This is a genomic window from Vibrio ezurae NBRC 102218 (assembly GCF_000467185.1).
Classification (GTDB): domain Bacteria; phylum Pseudomonadota; class Gammaproteobacteria; order Enterobacterales; family Vibrionaceae; genus Vibrio; species Vibrio ezurae.
In genome coordinates this window covers 113577-140176 of record NZ_BATM01000002.1, presented here as the reverse complement: position 1 = coordinate 140176, position 26600 = coordinate 113577, and the positions used below count along the sequence as shown (strand labels likewise).

The following is a 26600-nucleotide window of genomic DNA, read 5'->3' as shown; positions in this document are numbered from 1 at the left end:
ATTTAAAACCTCGCTTCGGCGGGGTTTTTTTATATCTAAATTTTCACATCTCCCACAAAAAATTAACATTTAACATTGCTTTTTTGGTGTTTTTGATAAGTTTTTGGCAGAACCGCGTATTTTTTATTCCTTTCAGATATTTTATGTGCAATTGTCTTATCTGCAATTGTGTGCGTAAAAATTGACAAACTCTTATCAATCTAGATAATCAGATGCTTGATGTGAATGCATCACATTGTCAGGATGACAACTAAGGGAATAAATATTATGGATAACATCACAGGCTTGCTGTCCGAAGCAGCCTCAATTATGGCTATAGGTATGGCCATGGTTTTTCTTTTTCTTACATTACTGGTTTTTGTGGTCCGCTTAATGTCGAAACTCCTTCCGACAGAGCAGCCTACGGTACCCGTACGTCCCAAGAATACAAAACAAATGACAACTGCTGATTCAACAGCCCAGAACGATCCAAAAATTGTGGCCGCTATTTCGGCCGCTGTGCATCGTCATCGCTCGGCTGCAGCTCAATAGACAATAAAAATTAAAAGGAGTTAATTGAAATGACTAAACCACTTGCTATCACTGATGTGGTCTTACGAGACGCACACCAATCTTTATTTGCCACTCGCATGCGTATAGAGGACATGTTACCTATTGCAGCCGAGCTAGATAAAGTGGGTTACTGGTCTTTGGAAACTTGGGGTGGGGCGACATTTGATTCGTGCATTCGTTTTCTGGGTGAAGATCCGTGGGAGCGCTTGCGTGAACTTAAGAAAGCCATGCCAAACACCCCGATGCAAATGCTACTTCGTGGTCAAAACCTTTTAGGATACCGCCATTATGCCGATGACGTTGTAGAGAAGTTTGTTGAGCGTGCTCATTTAAATGGTATGGATGTATTTCGTGTCTTTGATGCGATGAATGACGTGCGTAATTTTCAAACTGCGGTCAAATCAGTCGTCGATGTTGGCGCCCATGCGCAAGGCACACTGTCTTATACGACTAGCCCGGTGCATAACCTAGAGGCTTGGGTTGATTTAGCGAAGAGATTGGAAGATCTAGGCTGTCATTCACTGTGTATCAAAGACATGTCAGGATTGCTTAAGCCATATGAAGCTGAAGAGCTGATTACACGCATTAAAGCCTCTTGTGATGTGCCACTGGCTCTGCATTGTCATGCAACAACAGGCTTGAGCACGGCTACTGCTGTGAAAGCGGTAGAGGCGGGGATTGATATCTTAGATACCGCCATTTCGTCTATGAGCTGTACTTACGGTCACACGCCAACGGAAACTGTTGTCGCTATGTTAGAAGGTACTGAGCGCGATACAAACCTTAAACTGGAGCAGATTGAGCCTATCGCCTCTTACTTCCGTGAAGTACGTAAAAAATACGCTAAGTTTGAAGGTCAGCTTAAAGGTGTGGACTCACGCATCTTAATTGCTCAAGTACCGGGCGGAATGCTGACTAATATGGAAGGCCAGCTTAAAGAGCAAGGTGCTGCGGATCGTTTAGATGAAGTATTGCAAGAAATCCCTCGCGTACGTAAAGATTTAGGTTACATTCCTTTAGTCACTCCAACCTCTCAAATTGTCGGCACACAAGCCGTAATCAATGTACTTACGGGTGAGCGTTATAAAAGCATCACCAAAGAAACCGCAGGTGTATTAAAAGGCGAATACGGTAAAGCGCCTGCCGAGCTTAATAGCGAATTACAGCAGAAGGTACTAGAGGGTGCCGATCCGGTTACTTGTCGCCCTGCTGATTTGATCGCCGATGAATTTGCCAGCCTTACGTTAGAGCTACAAAAGAAAGCCAAAGCCGAAAACATCTCTCTTGCTGAAGATATCGAAGATGATGTACTGACGTATGCGTTATTCCCGCAAGTAGGTCTTAAGTTTTTGAAAAACCGTCATAACCCTGCGATGTTTGAGCCAGCTCCAGGCACTGAGGTGGCAGAAGACAAAGCACCAGGTGCAACACCAATCACCAGCAATACGGCGACTGAAGCATATAGCGTAAAAGTGGATGGAAAAGTGTACAACGTAGAAGTCGGCCCTCAAGGAGCGTTAACTTCTATTGAACCGGCAACAGCAACAGCTCAAGCAACAACGGCGGCTCCTGCGGCTGCATCAGACGCAGAAGATGTCCCAGCACCCCTTGCAGGAAATATCTTCAAAGTGAATGTCAGCAGTGGTGAAGTGGTTGAAGAAGGAGATGTACTGCTTATTCTAGAAGCGATGAAGATGGAAACTGAAGTGCGCGCGGCCAGAGGCGGTGTAGTACAAGGTTTGCATGTTAAAGAAGGAGACTCTGTCTCTGTTGGTTCACCGTTACTTAGCTTAGCGTAAGGAAGCAACATGGATGGTTTAATGACTCTCTGGGAAGAGACGGGCATCGCTAACTTTGAATTTGGCCAGATCTGTATGATCTTGGTGGGTTGCGGTCTGTTATTTCTCGCTATTCGTAAGGGGTTTGAGCCCTTATTATTGTTGCCTATTGGTTTTGGTGCCGTATTAGCGAATATTCCTAATACTGGCTTTACTGAAACAGGCGGCTTGTTGTACTACGTGTATGAAGTCGGGATCTCGACTGGGTTATTCCCACTGCTTATCTTTATGGGCGTAGGGGCAATGACGGACTTTGGGGCTTTGATTGCGAACCCTAAAACACTGTGGTTAGGCGCCGCCGCTCAGTTTGGTATTTTTGCGACCTTGTTTGGTGCTATTTTACTGAACTATGTACCGGGTATGGAGTTTAGCTTAGCGGATGCCTCCTCTATCGCCATTATTGGGGGAGCGGATGGCCCAACAGCGATCTTCTTAGCCAGTCGTTTATCGCCCGAATTACTCGGTGCGATAGCGGTTTCTGCATACAGCTACATGGCATTGGTGCCTATCATTCAGCCGCCAATCATGAAAGCCTTAACCAGCCCTGAAGAACGTCAGATCAAAATGGGTCAGCTTCGTCATGTGGGCAAAGCAGAGAAGATCTGTTTTCCACTTGGCGTATTGATGATGACGATTTTGTTCTTGCCATCAGCATCCCCACTCGTCGGTATGTTCTGTTTAGGCAACTTAATGCGTGAAGCTGGGGTGGTGGACCGTCTTAGCAAAACTGCTCAGAACGAGTTGATCAACATTGTGACTATCTTCTTAGGTTTAGGGGTAGGCTCTAAACTGCAAGCCGATAAGTTCTTAAATGTTGAAACGCTGGGTATTCTTGGCTTAGGTGCCGTGGCATTTAGTATTGGTACGGCGGGTGGCGTATTGATGGCTAAATTGTTGAATAAGCTATCTAAGGAAGACATCAATCCATTGATTGGTGCTGCGGGGGTCTCCGCCGTTCCTATGGCTGCTAGGGTGGTGAATAAGGTTGGTTTAGATGCAAACCCACAAAACTTCCTACTGATGCATGCAATGGGGCCTAACGTGGCAGGTGTACTTGGTTCGGCTGTTGCTGCCGGTATCTTGCTTGCCTTGGTGGGCTAGCCCTAAATATGTATATTAAAAAGGATGCTTATTGCATCCTTTTTTGTTTTTCTAAGTGAGCAAAACAATGATATTCAATAGGATAATCGGTACTATGGAGCACGATTTTTTTCATATTAGATGACTATATTATGCCGTTTAGGCTCATCACGTCTTTCGTATTTCTGCATGTGTTTTTTACTAAGGACGTCATTTAGTGGATGCCGTATTTGCCTATTTAGATACCTTGCTTGCAGGTTCAACCCTTACTTTGTTGTTTGTCACTGGGTTTTTGAGTGCCACTATTTTACCAGGGGGATCAGAGGCGGCGTTACTTGGCGCGCTTAGCCTTCATCAATATCCGGTCTCCGATATTATTATCGTATCGACGCTAGGCAACACACTTGGCGGATTAACCAACTATTGGATTGGTTTGTGGATTCCAAATCGAACTCATGGCACTAAGCACGGTCACAAAGCGATAGCTTGGTTGCATAAATATGGTTACTGGACGTTATTATTTAGTTGGGCCCCTGTTATTGGTGATACATTATGTTTAACAGCGGGATGGCTTCGGATGCGTTTTCTCCCTTGTCTATTGCTGATCACTTTTGGAAAACTGGTTCGTTATATGACGCTAGTTTGGTTATTTACAAGCCTTAGTCATCTGTAAGGAATTTTAATGATTTTACCTCATTTCAATGTGTTATTGTCGAAGTGTAAGTTAGTTGTAGCGCTAACCGTTGTAGCGCTACTTTCTGCCTGTAGTACTCAAGATAAACCCTCTGAATTGAAGTCGAGCGATGTCAGTATTCAATTACTGGAGCAGGTAGATGCCGCTCCGGGTACCCCTGCTATTTCCTATGCAAAATATCAGTTAGACAATGGATTAACCCTAATTTTAGCGCCGGATCACTCCGACCCATTAGTGCATGTTGATGTGACCTATCATGTTGGTTCGGCAAGAGAAGAAATTGGTAAATCTGGCTTTGCGCATTTCTTTGAACACATGATGTTTCAAGGATCTAAGCATGTTGCCGACCAAGAACATTTCAAACTCATTACCCAAGCTGGTGGCTCGTTGAATGGGACCACCAACAGCGATCGCACTAACTATTTTGAAACCGTACCGTCAAATCAGTTAGAAAAAGTGCTGTGGTTAGAGTCTGATCGTATGGGTTTTTTACTTGAAGCCGTCTCTCAGCGTAAATTTGAAATACAGCGCTCCACTGTAAAAAATGAGCGAGCACAAAATTATGAAAATCGCCCTTACGGTATGATGTGGGAGAAAATGGGTGAAGCTATGTATCCAGAAGGACACCCATACTCATGGCAGACGATTGGCTATGTGGAAGATCTTGATAAAGTCGATGTTAATGATCTCAAAGCCTTTTTTCTGCGTTGGTACGGCCCCAATAATGCGGTGCTGACGATCGGTGGAGATTTTGATACACAGCAAGTGCTGCAATGGGTAGATAAATACTTTGGATCTATTCCTAAAGGGCCTGAAGTTGAGGCCGCGCCAAAACAACCAGCGGTATTGAGTGAAGATCGTTACGTCACCGTTGAAGATCGTATACAGCAACCTATGTTGGTGATTGGCTGGCCGACCACTTACTTAGGTGAAGAGCACACCGCTGATCTTAATGTATTGGCAAGGGTGTTAGGCAGTGGCAGAAACAGTATTTTGTATCAAAAGCTGGTCAAAACAGGAAAAGCCTTGGATGCTGGCGCGTTTCATCGTTGTGAAGAGTTGTCGTGTAACTTTTATGTCTACGTAATGGCAGATTCAAAGAAACGCGCTGATCTTACGCCTTTATATAATGAGGTGTATTCCATCATTGAGAAAATGAAAGTTTCAGATATTGATCCTGATGTTTTACAGCAAGTGATTGGAAGCGCTGAAGCCAGTTCTATTTTCGCTTTGCAAAGTGTGCACGGCAAGGTGGCACAATTAGCGTCGAACGAAACTTTTTATCATCAGCCAGATCGTTTACAAATTGAATTGGATCGCTTGCAAAAAGTCACGCCAAATTCTATTTATAAGTCTTACCAAGCCTTTATCCATAATCAGCATAAAGTGACGCTTTCGGTCGTACCTAGAGGTAAACCGCAGTTAGCGGCCAAAGAGGCGACCTTTATTACGCCACCGAGAACCTTACCAGAGCATCAAACGGTGTATGACAGTGATTTAGAGTATCGTTTTGTCGAAGATAACTTTGATCGCTCGGTCACGCCTGAAGTTCAGTCTTCTGTTACTGGCACTATGCCCGAACTGTATTCCTTCCATCTAAATAACGACATTGAAGTACTTGGCAGTGAAACATCCGAAACGCCAACGGTGATGATGCAAATAAAAATGCCCGCGGGTAATCGTTATGCGCCAAGAGGAAAAGAAGGCTTAGCAACATTAACCGCCTCAATGGTAGCGGAAGGCAGTGAGTTATTGAGCAGTGAAGCGTTTCAAGCTGAGCTTGATAAATTAGGTAGCGCTGTTTCACTCAATGCGGGTCAATACGCAACGATACTGACCATTTCGAGTTTAAGTAAACATTTCACCGAGACAATGGCCTTAGTGGAAAAAGCCTTTTTTCATCCACTGTTTAGTGAAGACGATTTTGCGCGAGTCAAACGTCAAATGTTAGAAGGGGTGATTTACGAGCACCAAACGCCAAGCTGGTTAGCTTCACAAGCCACTAGAGAGGTGCTGTATGGCAACAGTATTTATGCTAGATCTTCATCAGGAACACAGGCGTCAGTGAAGAGCTTTACCCTGCAAGATGTGAAGGCGTTTCACAACAAGTTTTACACGCCAAAAGGGACTCAAATATTGGTGGTAGGGGATATTACAGAGCGTCAAGTGAAGCGAGAACTTGCTAGTTTACAGCAGTGGCAGGGGGAAGTGATTCCTATGCTACGCCGAGATAAATTAACAAAGCCTACACAACAAACCTTATTTGTGGTGGATAAACCCGGAGCGCCTCAATCAGTGGTTCGGCTTGTGCGACGTGGATTGCCTTTTGATGCCACAGGAGAGAGTTATCTAGCACAACTTGCCAACTTTAATCTTGGGGGCAACTTTAACAGTCGTATTAATCAAAACCTGCGAGAAGACAAAGGATATACCTATGGTGCGAGCAGTTATGTGACGGGCAACCGAGAGGTAGGGGCTTTTGTGGTGAGCGCTCAAGTCAGAGCCGACTCGACGGCTCCTGCTATTGAAGAGCTGATTAAAGAGATGGACAAGGCCGCAAAAGAGGGCTTTACTGATAAAGAAATTGAGTTCATGCGTTTAGCGGTGGGGCAACAAGATGCTCTCAAGTATGAAACCCCTGAGCAAAAGGCTTATTTATTGAGCTCAATACTGACTTACAATTTGGATCATGACTATTTAGCAACGCGCAACAACATTGTTGCCAATGTGACAAAACAAACACTGAATGAAGTCGCCAGTCAGTGGTTTAAAGCGGCGGACTATCAGATTATAGTGGTTGGAGATGCTAAACAGTTAATGCCTCAGATTAAGACGCTAAATTTCCCGATTCAAACACTTGAAATTGAGCCTTAATTGACCCATCTATAAAGCAGTTGTATGTCCAGCATTGATTCATTCGATGCTGGACTGTCTATTGAGAGGCGACTCTCTAAATATATAAGTGATCTTGTTTTGACTATTTTTTCTCAGCGCCTCAAGCAGGTGACTGCTAACAAGCAGGTATTTAAACAGTATGGACGTGGAGTGGAGCGAGAGACGCTTCGCTATAAAACCGATGGTCTAATCGCAACAACTCCGCATCCACAGAGTTTAGGTTCACCTTTAACTCATCAATGGATCACGACTGACTTTTCAGAATCATTGATGGAGTTTATTACTCCTGTTTCGCATGATATCCCTAGCTTGCTGGCTCAATTGCAAGACATTCATCACTACGCTCATAGCAAACTCGATGGTGAGCAATTGTGGCCGCTATCGATGCCTTGTGCGGTACAAAATGAAGAGGATATCTCGCTCGCTCAATATGGCACGTCAAACCCAGGGAAAATGAAAACCTTATACCGCCAAGGTTTGAAGCATCGCTACGGCAGTTTGATGCAGATTATCTCTGGTGTGCATTTTAATTTCTCATTTCCTGAAAGTTTCTGGGATAGCTTGTATGGTGAGCAAGACTCAGCATCTCGTCAGGCGTCTAAGTCAGAAGCTTATTTTGGGTTGATTCGAAATTACTACCGCTTTGGTTGGTTGATCCCATACTTCTTTGGTGCCTCTCCCGCTATTTGCAGCACTTTCCTGCAAGGGCGAGAAACCAATCTGCCATTTGAAGAGTTAAACAAGACATTGTATCTCCCACATGCGACCTCTTTACGTTTGAGTGACTTGGGTTATACCAATAGTGAACAAAGCGATCTGAAAATCAGCTTCAATAGCATTGAAGAATATTTACAGGGTCTGAATCGAGCAATTCGCACACCATCAGCAGCGTTTTCTAAGATTGGACTGGAAGAAGAGGGCCATCTTAAACAGCTCAACAGCAATGTTCTGCAAATTGAGAATGAGCTGTACGCCCCAATACGCCCTAAGCGTGTGGCAAGAAGTGGTGAGAAGCCCTCTGAAGCCTTAGAGCGTGGTGGTGTTGAGTATATTGAGATTCGTGCTTTAGATGTTAATCCATTTAGCTCTGTAGGTATCAGTGAGCGTCAGATTCGCTTCCTCGATGTCTTTATTACTTGGTGTGCGCTCAGTGAGTCTGCACCAATGGATAACTGCGAGCTGACCTGTTGGCAACGCAATTGGAATTCCGTTATTACCGAAGGTCGTCGTAAGGGCGTGGATTTAACCATAGGTTGTGATGGCGAGAAGTTACCTTTACAACAGTGGGTACACCGCATCTTTGATCAGTTTGAAATGATTGCCAAAGAAATGGATGCGGCACACGGTAATAACGATTATCAAGATGTACTCATTGAACTGCGCGATTGGATTGATGAGCCAGAACTGACACTGTCAGGTAAAATGCTGGAAAAAGTGAAACAATATGGCGGTAATGGTCAATTTGGTATGCAGTTAGGTAACAGCTATCAAGAACAATATCGTCAACATAAATACGGTGCTTATTCGAAACCGATCATGGATCAAGAAGTGTTGGATTCGATGGATAAGCAACAGCAAATTGAAGCTGCCGATACGGTAGATTTTGAACAATACTTAAAAGATTACTTTGCGTATCTGAAATAACCTTGGAGAGCCGATATGCCTTTACTAGATAGCTTTACTGTTGACCACACTAAAATGAATGCACCTGCTGTGCGTGTGGCAAAAACAATGCAGACTCCAAGCGGTGATACGATTACTGTCTTTGATCTTCGTTTTACTCAGCCAAATAAAGACATTTTGTCTGAGACGGGTATTCATACTCTGGAGCACCTTTACGCAGGCTTTATGCGTAACCACTTAAACGGTACATCTGTAGAGATCATTGATATCTCTCCAATGGGTTGCCGTACCGGTTTCTATATGAGCCTAATTGGTACACCATCAGAATCTGAAGTGGCAACTGCTTGGATTGCATCTATGCACGATGTACTAAAAGTAGAAGGTCAAAACAAGATCCCTGAGCTGAACGAATACCAATGTGGTACAGCGGCAATGCACTCTTTAGAAGAAGCAAAAACCATTGCTAGCGCTATCTTAGAAGCAGGTGTATCTGTGAATAAGAATGATGAATTAGCCCTACCTGAAGAGATGCTACAAACGCTGAAAGTGTGATTGAAACATTACTTGTGAAAAAGGCTCCGAAAGGAGCCTTTTTTATGTCTGTTAGCGTACGGGGATTACTGTATCGGATGCACTTTAACCATCTTGATTTTGTTTTCCGAAAACTCGATCACTTCCATATTGTGCTCGGCAATCATGATACTGATGTTGGTTTCAGGAAGGTCTTGCAGATGCTCTAAAATCAAACCATTAAGTGTTCGCGGACCATCGGTAGGTAAGCTCCACTGCAAACCTTTGTTGATGTCCCTGATGTTGGCACTGCCTTCAATCAAGTAACAACCATCAGGTTGCGGAGTGATCTCTTCGGCTAAGCTTGGCGCCATAGAGGTGGTAAATTCACCCACAATCTCTTCAAGAATATCTTCTAATGTGACTAGGCCAATGATATCGCCATATTCATCTACGACTAAACCAATACGTTCATTGTTACGCTGAAATTTAATCAGCTGTACATTCAGTGGTGTGCCTTCGGGGATGAAATAAATCTCATCTGCTGACTTTAGTAGCGTCTGCTTATTGAATTCGTTTTTCTCTAGCATTAAACGATAAGCTTCACGTAGGCGAACCATCCCTACCACTTCGTCAATTTGGTCGCGATACAGCACCACGCGCGCGTGCGGGGAGTGGGTTAATTGGCGAACAATGGATTTCCAATCGTCGTTAACATCGATACCTGTGATCTCGTTACGTGGCACCATAATGCCATCAACGGTGACGTGTTCGAGATCTAAGATGGACACCAACATATCTTGGTGGCGACTAGGGATCAGGCTACCTGCTTCATTGACCACAGTTCTGAGTTCTTCAGAGCTCAGATGATCAGCTTTATTGCTTAAGCTCTTGATGCCCAGTAAGCGTAAAAAGCCGTTGGTAATGCAGTTTACTAGAATGACCAGCGGTGCCAGCACTTTCATCAATACTCTTAATAGCAAGCTGCTGGCATAAGAGACACGTTCAGGATAAATCGCCGCCAGTGTTTTTGGTGTCACCTCAGCAAATACCAGTACCACTAAGGTCAGTACACCGGTAGCAATAGCGACACCAAGATCACCATACAAACGCATGCCGATGATGGTTGCGATGGCCGACGCCAAAATATTAACAAGGTTGTTTCCAATAAGGATAAGACCAATGAGACGATCGGGACGAGCAAGAAGTTTTTCTACTCGCTTTGCACCCTTATGACCTTGATTGGATAAATGTTTTAATCGATAGCGATTAAGGGACATCATTCCTGTTTCTGAGCCTGAAAAATAGCCTGAGATAATGATAAGACATGCAAGGAGAGTAAATAATAACTCCGTTGATATGTTGTCCAAGTGCAATGAATCCTTTTGTTATGGTCTTTTCAATTAATGAACGAGTTATGAGTCAGTGTCAATAAAACAGAGGTGGATTATTAGGTCAATATGATTTCGCGCACGAAACGACTGCCAAAGTAAGCCAATGTCAGTATGAAAGCGCCAATAATCGCGAACCAAGACACCTTTTTACCTCGCCAACCTTGCTTATAATGCCCCCAGAGTAGGATATTAAAGACCAGCCAAGCGATAAATGAGAGTAGGGCTTTGTGCGTTTTGCCGCTACTAAAAAAATCGACGACGAATAACGGCCCACTGATCAACGTTAGCGTGAGTAAGCTATTACCGATAAGAATAATGTTGAAAAGCTGACGCTCCACCTTCATTAAAGGAGGAAGGTTTGGATTTAGTGCCTGACAGGTTTTTTGTTTTAGTTTGTAGTCTAGCCATGCCAGTTGCAGTGCATACAAGGCTGCTATCATGAGTGTCGCGTAGGCAAATAGCGCAAGAATAATGTGAATAACTAAACCTGGGGAGTGTTCAAAATGAGTAATGAAGGTTCCCGGAATAAACTCCGCAGCAATAAGGCTTAAACAAGAAAAGCCAAAGGCGATGGGCAATAAGAACCATAAGCGGATCTTTAGCATTGCTATGCTCAGTACTGCTGAAATAATAAAACTGACAAGTGAAGCCACATTAAGAATACTCATATTTTGCCCATACGAGGCAAATATGGTTTCAATGAGAGTTGAAAAATGTAGGATCAAAGCAACAGAGGTTATGCTTAAAACAACTTTTTTATTTATTTCTGACTGGCGCAATAGCCCCGGGAGGATAAGAAAGGTTGCCGCTAAGTATAAAAACACGGTTAAAATAATAACTACAAAGTTCATATATTGTCGGTACTAGTATTTAGAGTTAAAAGAAAATTATACACCGAATACCACATTACTGGCTACGGACTTCTTTTGCACGGTTTTGTAAACAGTGCCTCTGGGTTATACTTTAACTAATGAATCGCAATTTCACGCGAAGAGAGCAAGATGTTTGATAACTTAAGTGAACGATTATCCAAGACGCTGAAGAACATCAGCGGTAAAGGTCGTCTGACCGAAGACAATATAAAAGAGACGCTACGTGAAGTGCGCATGGCACTTCTTGAGGCGGATGTGGCCCTTCCTGTTGTACGTGAGTTTATTAAGCGCGTGAAAGAGGGAGCAGTAGGTGTTGAGGTCTCTAAATCCTTAACTCCAGGTCAAGAATTCATCAAGATTGTTCAATCTGAACTAGAAGCAGTCATGGGGGAGTCCAACGAAGGACTTAACCTAGCCGCGCAACCGCCAGCGGTGGTATTGATGGCAGGCCTACAAGGTGCGGGTAAAACCACCAGTGTGGGTAAACTGTCTAAGCTTCTATCTGAACGTGACAAGAAAAAAGTATTGGTTGTTTCTGCCGATGTGTATCGCCCAGCGGCGATCAAACAGCTTGAAACGCTAGCCGCCGATGTGGGTGTGGATTTCTTCCCATCTAGTGCGGATCAAAAGCCTATCGATATCGCCAATGCCGCGATTGACCACGCGAAGAAGAAATTCTACGACGTACTCTTGGTCGATACCGCTGGTCGTTTAGCGGTCGATGAAGAAATGATGGCTGAGATCCAGCAGCTGCATACCGCAATCAACCCTGTTGAAACCTTGTTCGTGGTCGATGCCATGACAGGTCAAGATGCGGCGAACACAGCCAAAGCCTTTGGCGATGCTCTACCGTTAACGGGTGTGATCCTAACCAAAGTTGATGGTGATGCACGTGGTGGTGCGGCGCTTTCTGTTAAACAGATTACTGGTAAGCCAATTAAGTTCTTAGGTGTGGGTGAAAAAACCGACGCACTAGAACCTTTCCATCCGGATCGTATTGCTTCACGCATCTTAGGTATGGGCGATGTACTGTCTCTTATCGAAGATTTACAACGCAATGTCGATACCGAAAAAGCCCAGAAAATGGCGAAGAAGTTCAAGGAGAAGAAAGGGTTTGACCTTGAAGACTTCCGTGAACAGCTTGGTCAAATGCAAAACATGGGCGGTATGGCGAGCATGATGGGCAAATTGCCGGGCATGAGTAACCTACCTGACAATGTGAAAGACAAAGTCGACGACAAAATGTTTAAGCAGATGGAAGCAATCATCAGCTCAATGACCATGAAAGAGCGTCTGCGTCCTGAACTGATTAAAGGTTCTCGTAAAAAACGTATCGCAGCAGGTTCTGGTACTCAAGTACAAGACGTTAACCGCTTGCTTAAGCAATTCACCCAGATGCAGAAAATGATGAAAAAAATGCAGAAAGGTGGCATGCGCGGCATGATGCGCAACATGCAAGGCATGATGGGCGGCATGGGTGGCGGCGGTATGGGCGGACCATTCGGCCGATAAGCCACGCACTGTTTGCTTATAGTCTCGCAAGGCTCCAATTTATTGGGGCCTTTGCTTTTTTCTAGCCTCGATTTTTAAACTGTTAACTGGCTCACGTTCAATTAGTTGGCTAAAAAATAGCTAAACCCCTTGCAAAGACTGGGAATAAGAGTAAAATTCCCGAGCTTCATTTTGGCACGAGACCCCACACAACTCTGTTAAGAGTCGTTTGGGGTTAATTTTATTATTGAGAAAGCAAAGAGGACGACATGGTTACCATTCGTTTGGCACGTCACGGCGCTAAAAAGCGTCCATTTTATCAAATCGTAGTAGCGGACAGCCGTCGCGCAGCTACTGGTCGTTTCATCGAGAAAGTAGGTTTCTTCAACCCTACTGCTCAAGGTCAAGAAGAAGGTCTACGTTTAGACCTAGACCGTGTGAACCATTGGGTTTCACAAGGCGCTACAGTTTCTGACCGCGTAGCTAAGCTAGTTAAAGACGCTCAAAAAGCGGCTTAATCAGCAAATATCTTGATGTAAGGAAAAGAATGAATGAGTGAACAAAACGAGAAAATTGTTGTAGGAAAGCTCGGCGCTACTTATGGCATTCGTGGTTGGCTTAAAGTTCATTCCTTTACAGACGATGCTGAAAACATCTTCAATTATAGCCCTTGGTTCTTGAACCAAAAGGGGACATGGGTAGAGCACAAAGTAGAAAGCTGGAAGCGTCATAACAAAGGTTATGTGTGTAAGCTGGAAGGTCTTGATGTACGTGAAGACGCGCATCTGTTGACTAACTTTGAAATCTCGGTAGCCCCATCTTCATTACCAGAACTGTCAGAAGAAGAATTCTACTGGCGTGAATTGTTTGGAATGAAGGTTGTAACCACAAAAGGTTACGACCTAGGCGAAGTCTCAGACATGCTTGAGACGGGTTCAAACGATGTTTTAGTAGTGAAAGCTAATTTGAAAGATGCTTTTGGCCAAAAGGAACGATTAATTCCGTTCCTTGAAGAGCAAGTGATCATCAAAGTTGATCGCGAAGCTCAACGGATCGAAGTTGACTGGGATCCTGCCTTTTAAATCAAAATTAGAGAGTGAACTATGTGGGTTGGCATAATAAGCCTGTTTCCAGAGATGTTCCGCTCTGTCACTGATTTTGGTGTAACAGGTCAAGCGGTAAAGAAAGGTCTTTTGTCAGTAGAAACGTGGAATCCCCGCGATTTTACTCATGACAAACATCGCACTGTTGATGATAGACCTTACGGGGGCGGCCCTGGCATGTTGATGATGGTACAGCCTTTGCGCGATGCTATTAATACAGCCAAACAAGCAGCACCCGGCAAGACGAAGGTTATCTATCTTAGCCCTCAAGGTCGTAAGCTCGACCAGCAAGGCGTAGAAGAGTTGGCAACAAGCGAGAACTTGCTTCTTATTTGTGGTCGCTATGAAGGGGTAGATGAGCGCATCATTCAATCCGAAGTTGACGAAGAATGGTCAATTGGTGATTTTGTGATGACAGGTGGTGAACTGCCAGCCATGACCTTAATCGACTCAGTATCTCGGTTTATTCCGGGTGTATTAGGAGATTTTGCGTCAGCAGAGGAAGATTCCTTTGCGAATGGGTTACTGGATTGTCCCCACTATACGCGTCCTGAAGTGTTAGACGGAGAAGAAGTACCTGCGGTACTGAAATCTGGAAATCATAAGGACATTCGTCGCTGGCGATTAAAACAATCGTTAGGCCGTACTTGGCTAAGAAGGCCAGAGATGCTGGAAAACCTAGCTCTGACTGACGAACAGGAAAATTTACTAGCCGAGTTCGTGATTGAGCGAAAGCGCACGAGCAAAGACAGCAAGTAACCTATTAAATATAGATTCAGTTTATTCTAGGGTATAGAAACATGAGTAATATCATCAACGCTCTTGAGCAAGAGCAAATGAAACAAGACCTACCTACATTCGCACCTGGTGACACTGTAGTAGTTCAAGTTAAAGTTAAAGAAGGCGACCGTGAGCGTCTACAGGCATTCGAAGGCGTTGTAATCGCTATTCGTAACCGTGGTCTACACTCTGCATTCACAGTTCGTAAAATCTCGAACGGTGAAGGTGTTGAGCGTACATTCCAAACTCACTCTCCAATGGTTGATAGCATTGAAGTTAAACGCCGTGGTGCAGTACGTCGTGCCAAGTTGTACTACCTACGTGAGCGTTCTGGTAAGTCAGCTCGTATTAAAGAGAAACTTGCTAAGAAGTAATGCACAACCTGCATTTCTCATAAAGTTAAACGGGAGCCAATTGGCTCCCGTTTTTTTTATCTGTCTGTTTAGTATTGCTCTTCTGACCAACCGTCACTGTCTGACATATCAGGTGCGCCGGCAATGGCGTTCTCTTCATCTGCCCAAGTTCCAAAGTCGATCATTTGGCACTTCTTGCTACAGAAAGGGCGGTGAGGGCTTTGTTCTCCCCACTCCACATCTACACCACAGGTTGGGCAAGGTACGATGGTAATTTTAGTCATGTTTCATTCTCTTGGTTTATGTGTACCCATTGAGTCATTTTAGCAAATTGGTTTCGCAGTCGATCACGTTATCCGTATTAGCAACACTAACAATCAACTGCAAATAGCCAATTCAAATTCGATATCTTGGGTACTGGCTTGGCCGGTATCAAAGTGAATGAACTTTATCGCAAAACGGTTCTTATGTCCCGAAACCATAGGATACACACCATAATCATGGTTAAAATGAATCCTTAATATATTGGCTTCGTGAGCATCACTTTGATAAAAGCCATTACGTGCTATTTGGGCATTAAATTGCGCGGAACTTCGGGTTAGGTTCAACCATTGTTGCAGAGCATGATTGAGTGGGGCGAGCGAGGTTAGCCAGTGATGAGCATCGGCCATACGCTTTTCAAGTGGCTGGTGAAGCCAATAATGCAATGCAGGCAAGTCAAAGCAACAAGCTCCGCCGGGTAAGTTAAAGCGCTGTCTAATAGAGGATAAGAAGCTGTCTTCTTTTAGTTCTGTACCAAATCGTTGTGCTTGCATGACTTCGGTATGCACTAAGGCAATTTCGGCCAGTAAACCTTGCAGGCGTTGTTGATCGACTCCGGGCACATTTAACCAGTTACTATAGGTTAATTTGAGTTTATCTAGGTCTTTTAGAATTTCAGGTTTGAGCTGGATCTGTTCAAATATATCTAAAAGATCGAACAGTGAACGAAATAGAACTTGATAATGTTGTGTATCTGAAAAAGTAGCACAGTGTTGCATCTGACGTAGAAGGCTTTCAATACGCAGGTAAGTTCTGGTTTTCTCATTCAGAGGATGTTCATATTTTTGAATGGTCATATATTGCATCCTGCTTTAGACATAATAGCTATTGTCACGAAATCATTTGCATAACGCCAGATATTTACGATGCAACTGAGCAATTTTTTCCGCGAGCAATTCGCTACGGCCATCATTGCTAATAATATCGTCTGCAATGGCTAATCTTTGTTCTCTGCTTGCTTGTGCTTTTAGTATTGCATGTACTTGTTCTTTCGACACCCCATCCCGAGCTAAAGTCCGTTGTACTTGTGTTTCTGGGGAGACATCAACCACTAGCACTTGATCTGCCATTGTTTGTAAGTTGTTTTCGGCCATCAAAGGGATGACCAATAAACAGTAAGGCGATGTTGACTGCTGTATTTGCTGTTGCATCTTTTGGCGTATCATTGGGTGCAGCAGTTGGTCGATCCACGCTTTATTTTTAGGATCGGCAAAAACCAACTCACGCAGTTTTACTCGATTGAGCGTGCCATCACTATGAATGATGTCACCACCAAATTGAGTAATTATAGCCTGTAGGCCGTCACTGCCGGGTTCAACAACCTCTCTTGCCACAAGGTCAGCATCTACGATATCGATGTGGTAATTGTCATGAAAATGATTGGCGACGGTTGTTTTTCCGCTACCGATACCACCAGTGATACCTATGACTAATCCCATGACTTTGTCCTTCTAGTAAATCGTTATTAATAAGCTGGAATGTATTGGCTTAGATACCAAGCCACAATATCATTACCCACAATCAAATAGACCCAACCGGCAATTGCCAGATACGGACCAAAAGGAAAGGCTTTCTCGATGCCTTGTTTTTTCAGGCGCAGTTGAATAATGCCAAAAATCAGTCCAACTAGAGACGATAACAAAATGATCAAAGGCAGCGATTGCCAACCCAACCACGCTCCCAGCGCGGCTAACAGTTTAAAGTCGCCATAACCCATACCTTCCTTGCCAGTGAGCAGCTTAAACAGCCAGTAGACACTCCATAGAGACAGGTAGCCTGCCATTGCGCCAATAATGGCATCAGATAGTGAAATAGGGCTGATACCGAGTACAGACAGCGCAATACCCGCCCACATTAAAGGTAAGGTCAGGCTGTCAGGCAGCAGCATAGTATCAAGGTCAATAAAGGTGGCGCAGATCAATACCCAAGTAAACCCGAGTAATGCGACCGCGTATAAACCCGGAGAAAAATACAGGGAAATGGTTAAGCATAATGCGCCAGATAACAGCTCAATCAGAGGGTAACGCGCACTGATTTTAGTGCTGCAAGCACGGCAGCGACCTTTTAGGCACAGCCAACCCAATACTGGAATATTGTCTTTGGCTTTTATTGGGGTGTTGCATTTAGGGCAATGTGAGCCGGGCAGGCTGATATTAAACACCCCTTCAGGGACTTTTAATTTAAGCTCAGGATACGCTTCGGCAAATTCCTTCTGCCACTCTCTTTCCATCATGATAGGAAGTCGATGGATCACAACATTGAGAAAGCTACCAATAATCAAACCAAGAATGGTCACCATTATCGGGAACAGCATCGGGAAGTAGGTAAAATAATAATCGAGCATGGTCGGCTCACAATAAAAAATTCTATAGGTATGTTATCGCAACTTTAGGCACTTGTTTATCCTTATCATAGAGATAACGCTAACCAACCGCGTTCATAAGGCTAAAAATGGGTAAATACATCGATAACACCAACCCGCCGACTAAACTGCCAAGAAAAACAATCATTAAAGGCTCAATGAGCTGAGCTATCTTCTTAGTTGAGTCATTAAGTTGTTGTTCAAATAAGCGAGCCAGTTTTTCAGTCATGAATGCCAGTCTGCCTGTTAACTCGCCAATATTCAGCATTTTCAACATGAGAGGTGGGAGAATAGAGGCTGAGGACAACGCTAAGCTAAAGCTGCTTCCTGAACGGATTCGATGATGAATACCACTGAGTTTGTGTTTAAGGAAAGGGTTGTGTATGGCGCCTATGGCATTGTCTAAGCAGGATAAAAGGGGCAGTCCTGCTTGAAGGCCATTGCACAATAGCAGATTAAAACGCGCTAATTCGCCAACTAAAATGCACTGCCCAAGTATGGGCAGCTTTAAAAGCAACTGAGCGCACCGATGACGCACTGTTAGGCTTTTGCGTATTAGGATGTGCACACACATACCAAGCATCGCAGTGGCAATAAGGATTGTGCCAATATGCGCTTGAAACCACTGCGAAGCATCTAAGGTAAATTGCGTTAAAGCTGGAAGCTCAGCGCCAAAGCTTCGAAAGAGACTGGAGAATTGCGGAACCACGAAGATCATCATAATGATCATGACAATGCAGGCGATAATAAGCACCGATAGGGGGTAAATCAATGCCGATTTGATCTGTTTTATGAGCTGGTGGCTTTTCTCTCTATGCTCGGCGCAGTAGTTCAGTGCTTGCGCAAGATCGCCATTACTCTCTCCAATACGCACAAACTGTAAATACAGCGCATCAAAATAAGTAAAATCTTGCATGGCTATGGACAACGAATGCCCTTGTTGGACCTGAAAGGTTAATTCATCGATTAGTGCACTTACCCCTTGCCGCGTGCTGGAGTCATTGAGTTGCTGCATTGCCGTACTAATAGGAAGCCCAGCATCTAACATGACTGCCAGTTGCTGAGTAAAGATCGTGATCTGGCGATCATTGACGCTATGTTTAATATGGCGAAAGAAAGGAATCGGTTTGGCGATGCTTTTTTGTAGACGGATCCCTTTATGTTCCATTTTTCTTTGTAATTGCAGGCTGGAATAAGCGAATTGACTGCCTGTGGTTTTTTGCCCGCATGCACTTACCCCTAACCAATAATAAAGACGAAGTTTAGTCATGTCCTAATACTCTTTGTTGTTCTTGTGTTGTGGTGAGTCCTTGTTTAATCAGTTGCTCTGCGGAGGCTTTGAGATCCTGCTGTGAAACCAAGTGTGTTTTTATCTGTTGTGTATTCATGTTTGGCTGAGTGACTTTTTGTAACAGGCTACGATTGATTGGAAGGAGTTCAAAAATACCCACTCTGCCTTTGTATCCCTGATTGCATTGGAAGCAGCCACTGCCTTGCGCAAGATTGGTACAATACCGACAGCTTTTTCGCAGTAACCTTTGTGCAATCACCAGTCTCAGGCTGCTTTGCAAGTCGGTTGGATGAATACCTAATTGGTAGAGACGCTCCAACGCACTAAAGGCGGAGTTGGTATGCAGTGTTGAAAGCACTAAATGCCCGGTTTGCGCTGCTTGTATCGCCATTTCAGCTGTTTCTTGATCGCGAATTTCACCAAGCATAATCACATCGGGATCTTGCCGAAGCAGCGAGCGTAAACATTTGGCAAAAGTGAGGGCGATATTGGCGTTAACCTGTATTTGATTAAAGCCCGCTAAGTGGATCTCGACCGGATCTTCAACCGTACAAATATTGATACTGTCATTGGCAATATTATTGAGGCAAGAGTAGAGAGTGATCGTTTTACCACTGCCGGTGGGGCCGGTGACTAATATCAGTCCTTGTGGTTGATGCAATTCTTGCTCAAGTAAAGCGTGCTGTGCTTGGTTCATCCCTAACTGGTTTAATGTCGGTAGCGCTTGAGTGTTGTTGGCTAGTCTCATCACCAGTTTCTCGCCCCATAATGTGGACAGTGTTGAGATGCGCAGTTCGATAGTTTGTTCCTTAGAAAGGGAGTAATGCATTCGGCCGTCTTGCGGTAAACGTTGCTCTGCGATATCCAGATCAGCATTGATCTTTATCTGGCTTATGAGCGCTTTTACTTCACGATTGGATAGCGTTATGACGTTAATTAATAGCCCGTCGCAACGCATCCGTATTCGAGCTTGTTCTTTATCTGGTTCGATATGAATATCGGAAGCATTGCGTTGCTGGCTGATCTGCATGATCTCAAATAGTAAGCTCGCGTGTTCGTTTGAGTTATGATGATCTTTTAGCTCACTATGTATTTTTTGCTGTAGAAATTGGAACTGTTCAAGGTCGGTCAGTATTAGTTGCGTCGGCAGGTTATGATGAAATTGCAATTCTAATGCGACTGTTTTTAGGCAAGGATCGTAGCTGAGTAAGTGTAAGCCGTGTTTGCTTAATGCAATGGGAATGAGAGGCTGAGTCAGGGTGATAGGCTCTAGTTTAAGCTCAATGATAATCGCCATCACTTTAGTGAGTTCAAATTGCTGTGTAGGTTGAGACTCGTAATGTAATTGATACTGATTTGCCAAAAATTTGCTGATATCGGCCTGAGAATGACCGCTAACCTGAGAGACCCTATGAAGTAACTGTTCAGTGGAAAGAGCTTCTCGCTCCAACAATACCTTAGCGTCGCTTTCAGCCAGTAAAGTTGGAGAGAGTATATGGATTAAAGGATGGCTCACTGGCAACCTTTTGGCGCATCAACACCACTGGCACCACTGACCGTACAACTCCAGCCCTTGCTATCATCTCGACTAAAAGACACCGACGCACCATCTAATGAGCTTTTATCGCTATCAAAAGTAAACTTTAAGGCATTCGTTGCAATGCTGATTTCCCCTAAACTTCCTGCGGCGCTGGAAGCCGCGTTGATTTCACCAAGGGAAGAGGGGAACGTTCCTTTGTCTAAATAGTACAGCTCGGTTTTGGTGAGCAAACCTCTTAAGGTTGCGGTCGCGGAGGCGAGCTCTGATTTCTTCACATAATCCTTATACATAGGGACGCCAATAGCGGAAAGCACGCCAATAATGGCGACCACTATCATCAATTCAATTAAGGTAAATCCTTTTTGTTTGTTGTTCATATTCACTGCTGTGCCTCGATAAATAATTGCTGGTGGCTGTAAAACTAGAAGCGATCCGTAGGAATAACAGGGCGTGCAGGAGAGCTTGGCAACTGCCTCGCAACTCTATGTTGGGAGTGTGCAATACAGCGCATGAAAAAGTGAGAGGTGAGTGGGAGTAGGGCAGTCGGCAATTAATACCGCGCAATAAAAAAGGCCAGCAACGCTGACCTAATCTGGCATAATTTCGTGTGAAATTAATTATTTGAAACGCATCGAGAGGTCCATACACTTCAGATGCTTAGTCAGCGCACCGACCGAGATGTAATCGACGCCTGTTTCTGCAATTGAGCGAATCGTCTCTAGAGTCACGTTGCCTGAGTTTTCCAGTACCGTTTGACCTTGGTTGATTGCGACGGCTTCTCTCATCATGTCTAAGGTAAAGTTATCTAACATAATAATGTCAGCGCCGGCTTCAATAGCGGCTTGCATCTCAGCAATGCTTTCGGTTTCCACTTCTACAGGTTTACCCGGTGATAGCTCTTTCGCCGTGGCGATAGCTTGTTTGATACCACCACAGGCAATGATGTGGTTTTCTTTAATGAGATAAGCATCAAAGACACCAATACGATGGTTAAAACCGCCGCCACAAGCAACGGCATATTTAAGAGCGCTGCGTAGGCATGGAATGGTTTTACGAGTATCGAGCAGCTTACATCCTGTTCCTTCAATCTTGCTGACGTATTCAGCAACCACGGTTGCGCAGCCAGATAAGGTTTGGATGAAGTTCATCGCATTACGCTCACCTGTAAGTAAAGTACGCGCAGGGCCGCTCAAAGTACATAGCGTTTGGTTTGGCTGAACGGTGTCGCCATCTTCTACCTGCCAGTCAATTGAGACTTGTCCGCCAAGTTGCTTAAAGACTTCATCAGCCCACATTTTTCCACAAAAGACGCCATGTTCACGAGTAATGATGGTGGCGACGCCTTGCGTATCCGCCGCAATAAGATTAGCGGTAATGTCCACTGCTGCATCTAAAGTACCGCCAAGATCTTCTCTTAGGGTTTCTTCTACTGCGCGAGCGACTTCATGAGGTAATTGCTGTTTTAGGTACGCTAAACGAGCACCGCTGTCGTGGGTATTTTTCATATCCAAAACTTTCACTATGTTGTTTAAAACCAATTTGTGCTGAATGATACTCTGGCTTGAATTATAATTCAGCAACAATTGATCTAGGGTAATAAAAATGTCCACTCCATCATGGTATCCGAACGCGAAAATTGTGCCTTCTCCCTATCACGACGATAGGCCAAACCTTCGAGACATTTCATTACTTGTCATACATAATATTTCCCTGCCCCCCGGGGAGTTTACGCAAAACAATATCGAAGCCTTTTTTCAAGGAAAATTAAGCGCTGATGCTCACCCCTTCTTTCAACGAATTAGTCAGATGCGAGTATCGGCTCACTGCTTGATTAAAAGAAGTGGTGAGATAGTTCAATTTGTTCCTTTTGAGAAAAGAGCGTGGCATGCGGGCGTCTCTTCTTTTGCAGGCAGAGATCGTTGCAATGATTATTCCATTGGTATTGAGCTCGAAGGTACAGACTTTGTGGCCTATACCGAGGCGCAATATGCGACGTTAGCGGAAGTCACTCGATACTTACTGAGCCGGTATCCTCAATTAACGCCACAGCGTATTACTGGGCATCAATATATCGCTCCATTGCGTAAAAGCGATCCTGGACTGTCATTTCATTGGTCAAAATTTAATAAGTTGATTGCAAATTAATGGATGTTTGATAAATTTGTCATACAAATGATTTGTGTGGTGGAAGACTTTAAATATGTCATATCAACCAACAAGGTATTTACATTTCGTGCTTAATTTAAGCGGTTTATGTTATCGAACTCGTCGTTTTATGATTTAAATCAATTTTTTCTAGACAGGAAAGAAACGGGTATGTTAAGTTTCGCTCCAAGTTAAAATTGGTAATACCAATTTACAACGTGCAGGAGACGGAGAAGTCAATGCCTAAAGTTTCCTTTCAAAGTATTCGCCAACCCAAGCTGTCCGATGTGATAGAAAAAGAGTTGGAAACATTGATTTTGGATGGGGTGCTGTCTCCAGGGAAAAAGTTACCTGCGGAGAGAGAGCTGGCTAAACAGTTTGATGTTTCTAGACCTTCAGTAAGGGAAGCAATTCAACGGCTAGAAGCCAAAGGATTGTTGACTCGACGCCAAGGTGGGGGAACTTTTGTCTGTGAAAGCTTGTCTTCTAATTTGGTCGACCCGTTATTGAATCTACTTGCCAGTCACTCTGATACGCAAAGGGATTTATTAGAAACGCGTCATGCTTTAGAAGGCATTACCGCTTATTTTGCGGCATTAAGAGGAACCGTTGAGGATTTTCAACGCATTGCTCAATGTCAAAAAATGCTAAGCATTCCAATGAAAAGCGACGATATAGAGAGTGAAGCAAAGGCAATTATTGAGTTCTTGATTGCTATCTCAGAAGCTTCACACAATGTGGTGCTATTGCATATCGTTCGTAGTCTTGCACCCTTATTACAAGAAAATGTGTCTCAGAACTTGATGCTTTTGCACGGTCATGATGACGCAATACAAAGGCTAAATGAATACCGCGAAGAGATAGTAAAGGCTATCACTTCAAGAGAACCACAACGAGCTCGAGAGTTGTGTGAAGTTCATTTGGCCTTTATCGACGAAACATTGTCGGATTTGACGGAAGAGCAAGATCGAAGAGCTCTGTCATTACGTCGAATTCAACAGAATAAATAGTAAGCTTTTGCTTAGGGTATGTACCCTAGTAGTTGACCTAACTTAATAAAAAAGGATAGTTCGCAATGTCTGATAAGAAGCATGACGTTGATGCTCTGGAAACTCAAGATTGGCTAGAGGCTCTTGAGTCAGTAGTACGTGAAGAAGGTGTAGAACGCGCGCAGTTCCTACTAGAACAAGTTCTAGATAAGGCTCGCTTAGACGGTGTTGATATGCCTACTGGCATTAACACTAACTACATCAATACCATTCCGGCCGCGCAAGAACCTGCTTACCCTGGTGATGTAACACTTGAGCGTCGTATTCGCTCTATCATCCGCTGGAACGCAATCATGATTGTATTGCGTGCTTCTAAGAAAGACCTAGACCTTGGCGGTCATATGGCTTCTTACCAGTCTGCAGCTGCTTTCTACGAAGTTTGTTTCAACCACTTCTTCCGTGCTCCAAATGAGACGGACGGTGGTGATTTAGTTTATTATCAAGGCCACATTTCTCCAGGGATTTACTCTCGTGCATTCGTTGAGGGTCGCTTAACTGAAGAGCAACTAGATAACTTCCGTCAAGAAGTTGATGGTAAAGGTATCCCTTCATACCCACACCCTAAGTTGATGCCTGAATTCTGGCAGTTCCCTACGGTATCTATGGGCCTAGGTCCAATCTCTGCAATCTATCAAGCACGTTTCCTTAAGTACCTAGAAGGTCGTGGCTTGAAAGAAACTTCAGCGCAACGCGTATACGCGTTCCTAGGTGATGGCGAGATGGATGAGCCAGAATCACGCGGTGCAATCTCATTTGCTGCTCGTGAAAAACTGGACAACCTATGTTTCCTAATCAACTGTAACCTACAGCGTCTAGATGGCCCTGTAATGGGTAACGGCAGCATCATCCAAGAACTAGAAGGCCTATTCAAAGGCGCTGGTTGGAACGTTGTTAAGGTTATCTGGGGTAGCAACTGGGATTCTCTACTGGCTAAAGACACGACTGGTAAGCTTCTTCAGCTAATGAACGAAACTATCGACGGTGACTACCAAACATTCAAATCTAAAGATGGCGCGTACGTACGTGAGCACTTCTTTGGTAAATACCCTGAGACAGCAGCACTTGTTGCTGATATGACTGATGACGAAATCTTCGCTCTTAAGCGTGGTGGTCATGACTCATCTAAGCTATTCGCAGCATTCAACAATGCGAAAGAAACGGGCGGCAAGCCAACAGTAATCCTAGCTAAGACAGTTAAAGGTTACGGCATGGGTGACGCAGCTGAAGGCAAGAACATTGCGCACGGTGTGAAGAAAATGGACATGACGCATGTTCAACACCTACGTGATCGTCTAGGTCTACAAGACATTCTTTCTGATGAAAAAGTAAGTGAACTTCCTTACTTGAAACTAGAAGAAGGTACGGCTGAGTACGAATACATGCACGCTCGTCGTAACGCTCTACACGGTTACACTCCAGCTCGTCTGCCTAAATTCACTCAAGAATTTAAAGTTCCTGAACTAGAAGAGTTTGCTCCTCTATTGGGCGCACAGAAGCGTGAAATTTCTACCACTATGGCTTATGTTCGTACTTTGAACATCTTGTTGAAAAACAAGAATATCGGTAAGAACATTGTTCCAATCATTTGTGATGAAGCTCGTACATTTGGTATGGAAGGTCTATTCCGTCAGATCGGTATCTACAACCCACACGGTCAGGAATACACTCCAGAAGATAAAGGCATCGTTTCTTACTACAAAGAAGCAACTTCAGGCCAAGTTCTTCAAGAAGGTATCAACGAATTAGGTTCAATGGCATCTTGGGTTGCGGCTGCAACTTCATACAGCACCAATAACCTGCCAATGATTCCGTTCTACATCTACTACTCAATGTTCGGTTTCCAACGTATTGGTGACATGGCATGGCTAGCAGGTGACCAACAAGCTCGTGGCTTCCTATTGGGTGCTACAGCAGGTCGTACAACGCTAAACGGTGAAGGTCTACAGCACGAAGATGGTCACTCGCACATCCAAGCGAATACTATCCCTAACTGTATTTCTTATGACCCAACGTTTGCTTACGAGCTAGCGGTAATCATGCAAGACGGTATCCGTCGCATGTACGGTCCAGAGCAAGAGAACATTTACTACTACCTAACAGTAATGAATGAAAACTACGCAATGCCAGCAATGCCTGAAGGTGTTGAAGATGGTATCCGTAAAGGTATTTACAAGCTTGAGTCTCATGAAGGCGCGAAAGGTAAAGTTCAGCTAATGAGCTCTGGTACTATCATGAACGAAGTACGTAAAGCGGCTGAAATCCTAAGCGAAGAGTACGGCGTAGCATCAGATGTCTTCTCTGTAACGTCATTCAACGAATTGACTCGTAATGGTCAAGATGTTGAGCGCTACAACATGCTTCACCCAGAAGCTGAAGCAAAAGTACCTTACATCACTACTGTTCTAGGTAATGAGCCTGCAATTGCAGCAACGGATTACATGAAGAACTACGCAGAGCAAGTACGTGCGTACATGCCATGTGAATCTTATAAGGTTCTTGGTACGGATGGCTTCGGTCGTTCAGATAGCCGTGAAAACCTACGTCGTCACTTCGAAGTTAACGCAGGCTACGTTGTCGTTGCAGCACTAACTGAACTGGCTAACCGTGGTGATGTTGAGAAATCAGTGGTGGCAGAAGCTATTGCTAAATTCAATATCGACACAGAAAAAACTAACCCGCAATTCGCGTAAGACTTCCATTTAGTAAG

25 protein-coding genes are annotated in these 26600 nt (G+C 44.1%); 15 read left to right on the top strand and 10 right to left on the bottom strand.

Annotated elements, in window-relative coordinates; genetic code table 11:
• The first annotated feature begins 267 nt into the window (after positions 1-267).
• From VEZ01S_RS01560 to luxS, 7 genes are all read left to right on the top strand, one after another.
• On the top strand, positions 268-531 hold the full coding sequence (locus tag VEZ01S_RS01560; RefSeq protein ID WP_021712261.1) for an oxaloacetate decarboxylase subunit gamma: 264 nt from the start codon (positions 268-270) through the stop codon (positions 529-531).
• A gap of 29 nt (positions 532-560) precedes the next feature.
• A complete protein-coding gene (gene oadA, locus VEZ01S_RS01555) occupies positions 561-2351 on the top strand; it encodes a sodium-extruding oxaloacetate decarboxylase subunit alpha (protein WP_021712260.1) in 1791 nt (596 codons plus the stop codon).
• A 9-nt stretch (positions 2352-2360) separates the two neighbouring features.
• Positions 2361-3491: a sodium ion-translocating decarboxylase subunit beta gene (locus VEZ01S_RS01550; protein WP_021712259.1), complete on the top strand. Its 1131-nt coding sequence runs from the start codon at positions 2361-2363 to the stop codon at positions 3489-3491.
• A gap of 196 nt (positions 3492-3687) precedes the next feature.
• The gene (locus tag VEZ01S_RS01545) at positions 3688-4143 is read left to right on the top strand and encodes a YqaA family protein (protein ID WP_021712258.1); all 456 of its coding nucleotides are present in this window, start codon (positions 3688-3690) and stop codon (positions 4141-4143) included.
• Positions 4144-4152: 9 nt separating this feature from the next.
• Positions 4153-7038, top strand: coding sequence for a M16 family metallopeptidase (locus VEZ01S_RS01540; protein WP_021712257.1), 2886 nt, complete (start codon positions 4153-4155; stop codon positions 7036-7038).
• 99 nt (positions 7039-7137) lie between these two features.
• A complete protein-coding gene (gene gshA, locus VEZ01S_RS01535; RefSeq protein WP_021712256.1) occupies positions 7138-8703 on the top strand; it encodes a glutamate--cysteine ligase in 1566 nt (521 codons plus the stop codon).
• 15 nt (positions 8704-8718) lie between these two features.
• Positions 8719-9234, top strand: a complete 516-nt coding sequence (luxS, locus tag VEZ01S_RS01530; protein WP_021712255.1) for an S-ribosylhomocysteine lyase — start codon at positions 8719-8721, stop codon at positions 9232-9234.
• 65 nt (positions 9235-9299) lie between these two features.
• Here the strand turns inward: luxS and VEZ01S_RS01525 are convergent, their stop codons facing one another.
• Complete coding sequence (locus VEZ01S_RS01525) at positions 9300-10562, bottom strand: HlyC/CorC family transporter (RefSeq protein WP_021712254.1); 1263 nt, start codon at positions 10560-10562, stop codon at positions 9300-9302.
• Between the two features lie 80 nt (positions 10563-10642).
• Positions 10643-11437 carry a cytochrome C assembly family protein gene (locus VEZ01S_RS01520; protein ID WP_021712253.1) on the bottom strand — a complete coding sequence of 265 codons (795 nt, stop codon included), beginning with the start codon at positions 11435-11437 and terminating at the stop codon, positions 10643-10645.
• Positions 11438-11587: 150 nt separating this feature from the next.
• Between VEZ01S_RS01520 and ffh the strand changes: the two genes are divergently transcribed.
• The 5 genes from ffh (at position 11588) to rplS (ending at position 15206) form a co-directional block, all read left to right on the top strand.
• Positions 11588-12970, top strand: a complete 1383-nt coding sequence (gene ffh / locus VEZ01S_RS01515) for a signal recognition particle protein (RefSeq protein WP_021712252.1) — start codon at positions 11588-11590, stop codon at positions 12968-12970.
• 248 nt (positions 12971-13218) lie between these two features.
• Positions 13219-13467 carry a 30S ribosomal protein S16 gene (gene rpsP, locus VEZ01S_RS01510; RefSeq protein WP_017027436.1) on the top strand — a complete coding sequence of 83 codons (249 nt, stop codon included), beginning with the start codon at positions 13219-13221 and terminating at the stop codon, positions 13465-13467.
• A 33-nt stretch (positions 13468-13500) separates the two neighbouring features.
• Positions 13501-14031, top strand: coding sequence for a ribosome maturation factor RimM (gene rimM, locus VEZ01S_RS01505; protein ID WP_021712251.1), 531 nt, complete (start codon positions 13501-13503; stop codon positions 14029-14031).
• A 21-nt stretch (positions 14032-14052) separates the two neighbouring features.
• The gene (trmD, locus tag VEZ01S_RS01500; protein WP_021712250.1) at positions 14053-14811 is read left to right on the top strand and encodes a tRNA (guanosine(37)-N1)-methyltransferase TrmD; all 759 of its coding nucleotides are present in this window, start codon (positions 14053-14055) and stop codon (positions 14809-14811) included.
• A 41-nt stretch (positions 14812-14852) separates the two neighbouring features.
• Positions 14853-15206: a 50S ribosomal protein L19 gene (gene rplS, locus VEZ01S_RS01495; RefSeq protein ID WP_021712249.1), complete on the top strand. Its 354-nt coding sequence runs from the start codon at positions 14853-14855 to the stop codon at positions 15204-15206.
• Positions 15207-15274: 68 nt separating this feature from the next.
• On the opposite strand, the gene yacG is transcribed toward rplS, so the two are convergent.
• The 8 genes from yacG to nadC all read right to left on the bottom strand — a co-directional run bounded on the left by yacG (position 15275) and on the right by nadC (position 22204).
• Positions 15275-15469 carry a DNA gyrase inhibitor YacG gene (gene yacG / locus VEZ01S_RS01490; protein WP_021712248.1) on the bottom strand — a complete coding sequence of 65 codons (195 nt, stop codon included), beginning with the start codon at positions 15467-15469 and terminating at the stop codon, positions 15275-15277.
• 93 nt (positions 15470-15562) lie between these two features.
• Positions 15563-16303: a cell division protein ZapD gene (gene zapD / locus VEZ01S_RS01485; RefSeq protein ID WP_021712247.1), complete on the bottom strand. Its 741-nt coding sequence runs from the start codon at positions 16301-16303 to the stop codon at positions 15563-15565.
• A gap of 42 nt (positions 16304-16345) precedes the next feature.
• On the bottom strand, positions 16346-16945 hold the full coding sequence (gene coaE / locus VEZ01S_RS01480; RefSeq protein WP_021712246.1) for a dephospho-CoA kinase: 600 nt from the start codon (positions 16943-16945) through the stop codon (positions 16346-16348).
• 26 nt (positions 16946-16971) lie between these two features.
• The gene (locus VEZ01S_RS01475; RefSeq protein ID WP_021712245.1) at positions 16972-17850 is read right to left on the bottom strand and encodes a prepilin peptidase; all 879 of its coding nucleotides are present in this window, start codon (positions 17848-17850) and stop codon (positions 16972-16974) included.
• 79 nt (positions 17851-17929) lie between these two features.
• Positions 17930-19138 (bottom strand): type II secretion system F family protein, encoded by a 1209-nt coding sequence (locus tag VEZ01S_RS01470; RefSeq protein ID WP_021712244.1) that lies wholly within the window; start codon positions 19136-19138, stop codon positions 17930-17932.
• Complete coding sequence (locus VEZ01S_RS01465) at positions 19131-20675, bottom strand: GspE/PulE family protein (RefSeq protein WP_021712243.1); 1545 nt, start codon at positions 20673-20675, stop codon at positions 19131-19133. Before VEZ01S_RS01465 ends, VEZ01S_RS01470 begins: the two co-directional genes overlap by 8 nt.
• Positions 20672-21076 carry a pilin gene (locus VEZ01S_RS01460; RefSeq protein WP_021712242.1) on the bottom strand — a complete coding sequence of 135 codons (405 nt, stop codon included), beginning with the start codon at positions 21074-21076 and terminating at the stop codon, positions 20672-20674. The genes VEZ01S_RS01465 and VEZ01S_RS01460 overlap by 4 nt, the downstream gene beginning before the upstream one ends.
• A 240-nt stretch (positions 21077-21316) precedes the next feature.
• Positions 21317-22204, bottom strand: coding sequence for a carboxylating nicotinate-nucleotide diphosphorylase (gene nadC / locus VEZ01S_RS01455; RefSeq protein ID WP_021712241.1), 888 nt, complete (start codon positions 22202-22204; stop codon positions 21317-21319).
• Between the two features lie 97 nt (positions 22205-22301).
• Between nadC and ampD the strand changes: the two genes are divergently transcribed.
• From ampD to aceE, 3 genes are all read left to right on the top strand, one after another.
• Complete coding sequence (ampD, locus tag VEZ01S_RS01450) at positions 22302-22844, top strand: 1,6-anhydro-N-acetylmuramyl-L-alanine amidase AmpD (RefSeq protein ID WP_021712240.1); 543 nt, start codon at positions 22302-22304, stop codon at positions 22842-22844.
• A gap of 239 nt (positions 22845-23083) precedes the next feature.
• Positions 23084-23854 carry a pyruvate dehydrogenase complex transcriptional repressor PdhR gene (pdhR, locus tag VEZ01S_RS01445; RefSeq protein WP_021712239.1) on the top strand — a complete coding sequence of 257 codons (771 nt, stop codon included), beginning with the start codon at positions 23084-23086 and terminating at the stop codon, positions 23852-23854.
• Positions 23855-23919: 65 nt separating this feature from the next.
• Positions 23920-26583 (top strand): pyruvate dehydrogenase (acetyl-transferring), homodimeric type, encoded by a 2664-nt coding sequence (gene aceE, locus VEZ01S_RS01440; protein WP_021712238.1) that lies wholly within the window; start codon positions 23920-23922, stop codon positions 26581-26583.
• Positions 26584-26600 lie beyond the last annotated feature (17 nt).

Bases quoted from the DNA above. Each gene is read 5' to 3' on its own strand.
- VEZ01S_RS01560 (WP_021712261.1), top strand. From the start codon at position 268: ATGGATAACATCACAGGCTTGCTGTCCGAAGCAGCCTCAATTATGGCT.
- oadA (WP_021712260.1), top strand. From the start codon at position 561: ATGACTAAACCACTTGCTATCACTGATGTGGTCTTACGAGACGCACAC.
- VEZ01S_RS01550 (WP_021712259.1), top strand. From the start codon at position 2,361: ATGGATGGTTTAATGACTCTCTGGGAAGAGACGGGCATCGCTAACTTT.
- VEZ01S_RS01540 (WP_021712257.1), top strand. From the start codon at position 4,153: ATGATTTTACCTCATTTCAATGTGTTATTGTCGAAGTGTAAGTTAGTT.
- luxS (WP_021712255.1), top strand. From the start codon at position 8,719: ATGCCTTTACTAGATAGCTTTACTGTTGACCACACTAAAATGAATGCA.
- VEZ01S_RS01520 (WP_021712253.1), bottom strand. From the start codon at position 11,437: ATGAACTTTGTAGTTATTATTTTAACCGTGTTTTTATACTTAGCGGCA.
- ffh (WP_021712252.1), top strand. From the start codon at position 11,588: ATGTTTGATAACTTAAGTGAACGATTATCCAAGACGCTGAAGAACATC.
- rpsP (WP_017027436.1), top strand. From the start codon at position 13,219: ATGGTTACCATTCGTTTGGCACGTCACGGCGCTAAAAAGCGTCCATTT.
- rimM (WP_021712251.1), top strand. From the start codon at position 13,501: ATGAGTGAACAAAACGAGAAAATTGTTGTAGGAAAGCTCGGCGCTACT.
- trmD (WP_021712250.1), top strand. From the start codon at position 14,053: ATGTGGGTTGGCATAATAAGCCTGTTTCCAGAGATGTTCCGCTCTGTC.
- rplS (WP_021712249.1), top strand. From the start codon at position 14,853: ATGAGTAATATCATCAACGCTCTTGAGCAAGAGCAAATGAAACAAGAC.
- yacG (WP_021712248.1), bottom strand. From the start codon at position 15,469: ATGACTAAAATTACCATCGTACCTTGCCCAACCTGTGGTGTAGATGTG.
- zapD (WP_021712247.1), bottom strand. From the start codon at position 16,303: ATGACCATTCAAAAATATGAACATCCTCTGAATGAGAAAACCAGAACT.
- coaE (WP_021712246.1), bottom strand. From the start codon at position 16,945: ATGGGATTAGTCATAGGTATCACTGGTGGTATCGGTAGCGGAAAAACA.
- VEZ01S_RS01475 (WP_021712245.1), bottom strand. From the start codon at position 17,850: ATGCTCGATTATTATTTTACCTACTTCCCGATGCTGTTCCCGATAATG.
- VEZ01S_RS01470 (WP_021712244.1), bottom strand. From the start codon at position 19,138: ATGACTAAACTTCGTCTTTATTATTGGTTAGGGGTAAGTGCATGCGGG.
- VEZ01S_RS01460 (WP_021712242.1), bottom strand. From the start codon at position 21,076: ATGAACAACAAACAAAAAGGATTTACCTTAATTGAATTGATGATAGTG.
- nadC (WP_021712241.1), bottom strand. From the start codon at position 22,204: ATGAAAAATACCCACGACAGCGGTGCTCGTTTAGCGTACCTAAAACAG.
- ampD (WP_021712240.1), top strand. From the start codon at position 22,302: ATGTCCACTCCATCATGGTATCCGAACGCGAAAATTGTGCCTTCTCCC.
- pdhR (WP_021712239.1), top strand. From the start codon at position 23,084: ATGCCTAAAGTTTCCTTTCAAAGTATTCGCCAACCCAAGCTGTCCGAT.
- aceE (WP_021712238.1), top strand. From the start codon at position 23,920: ATGTCTGATAAGAAGCATGACGTTGATGCTCTGGAAACTCAAGATTGG.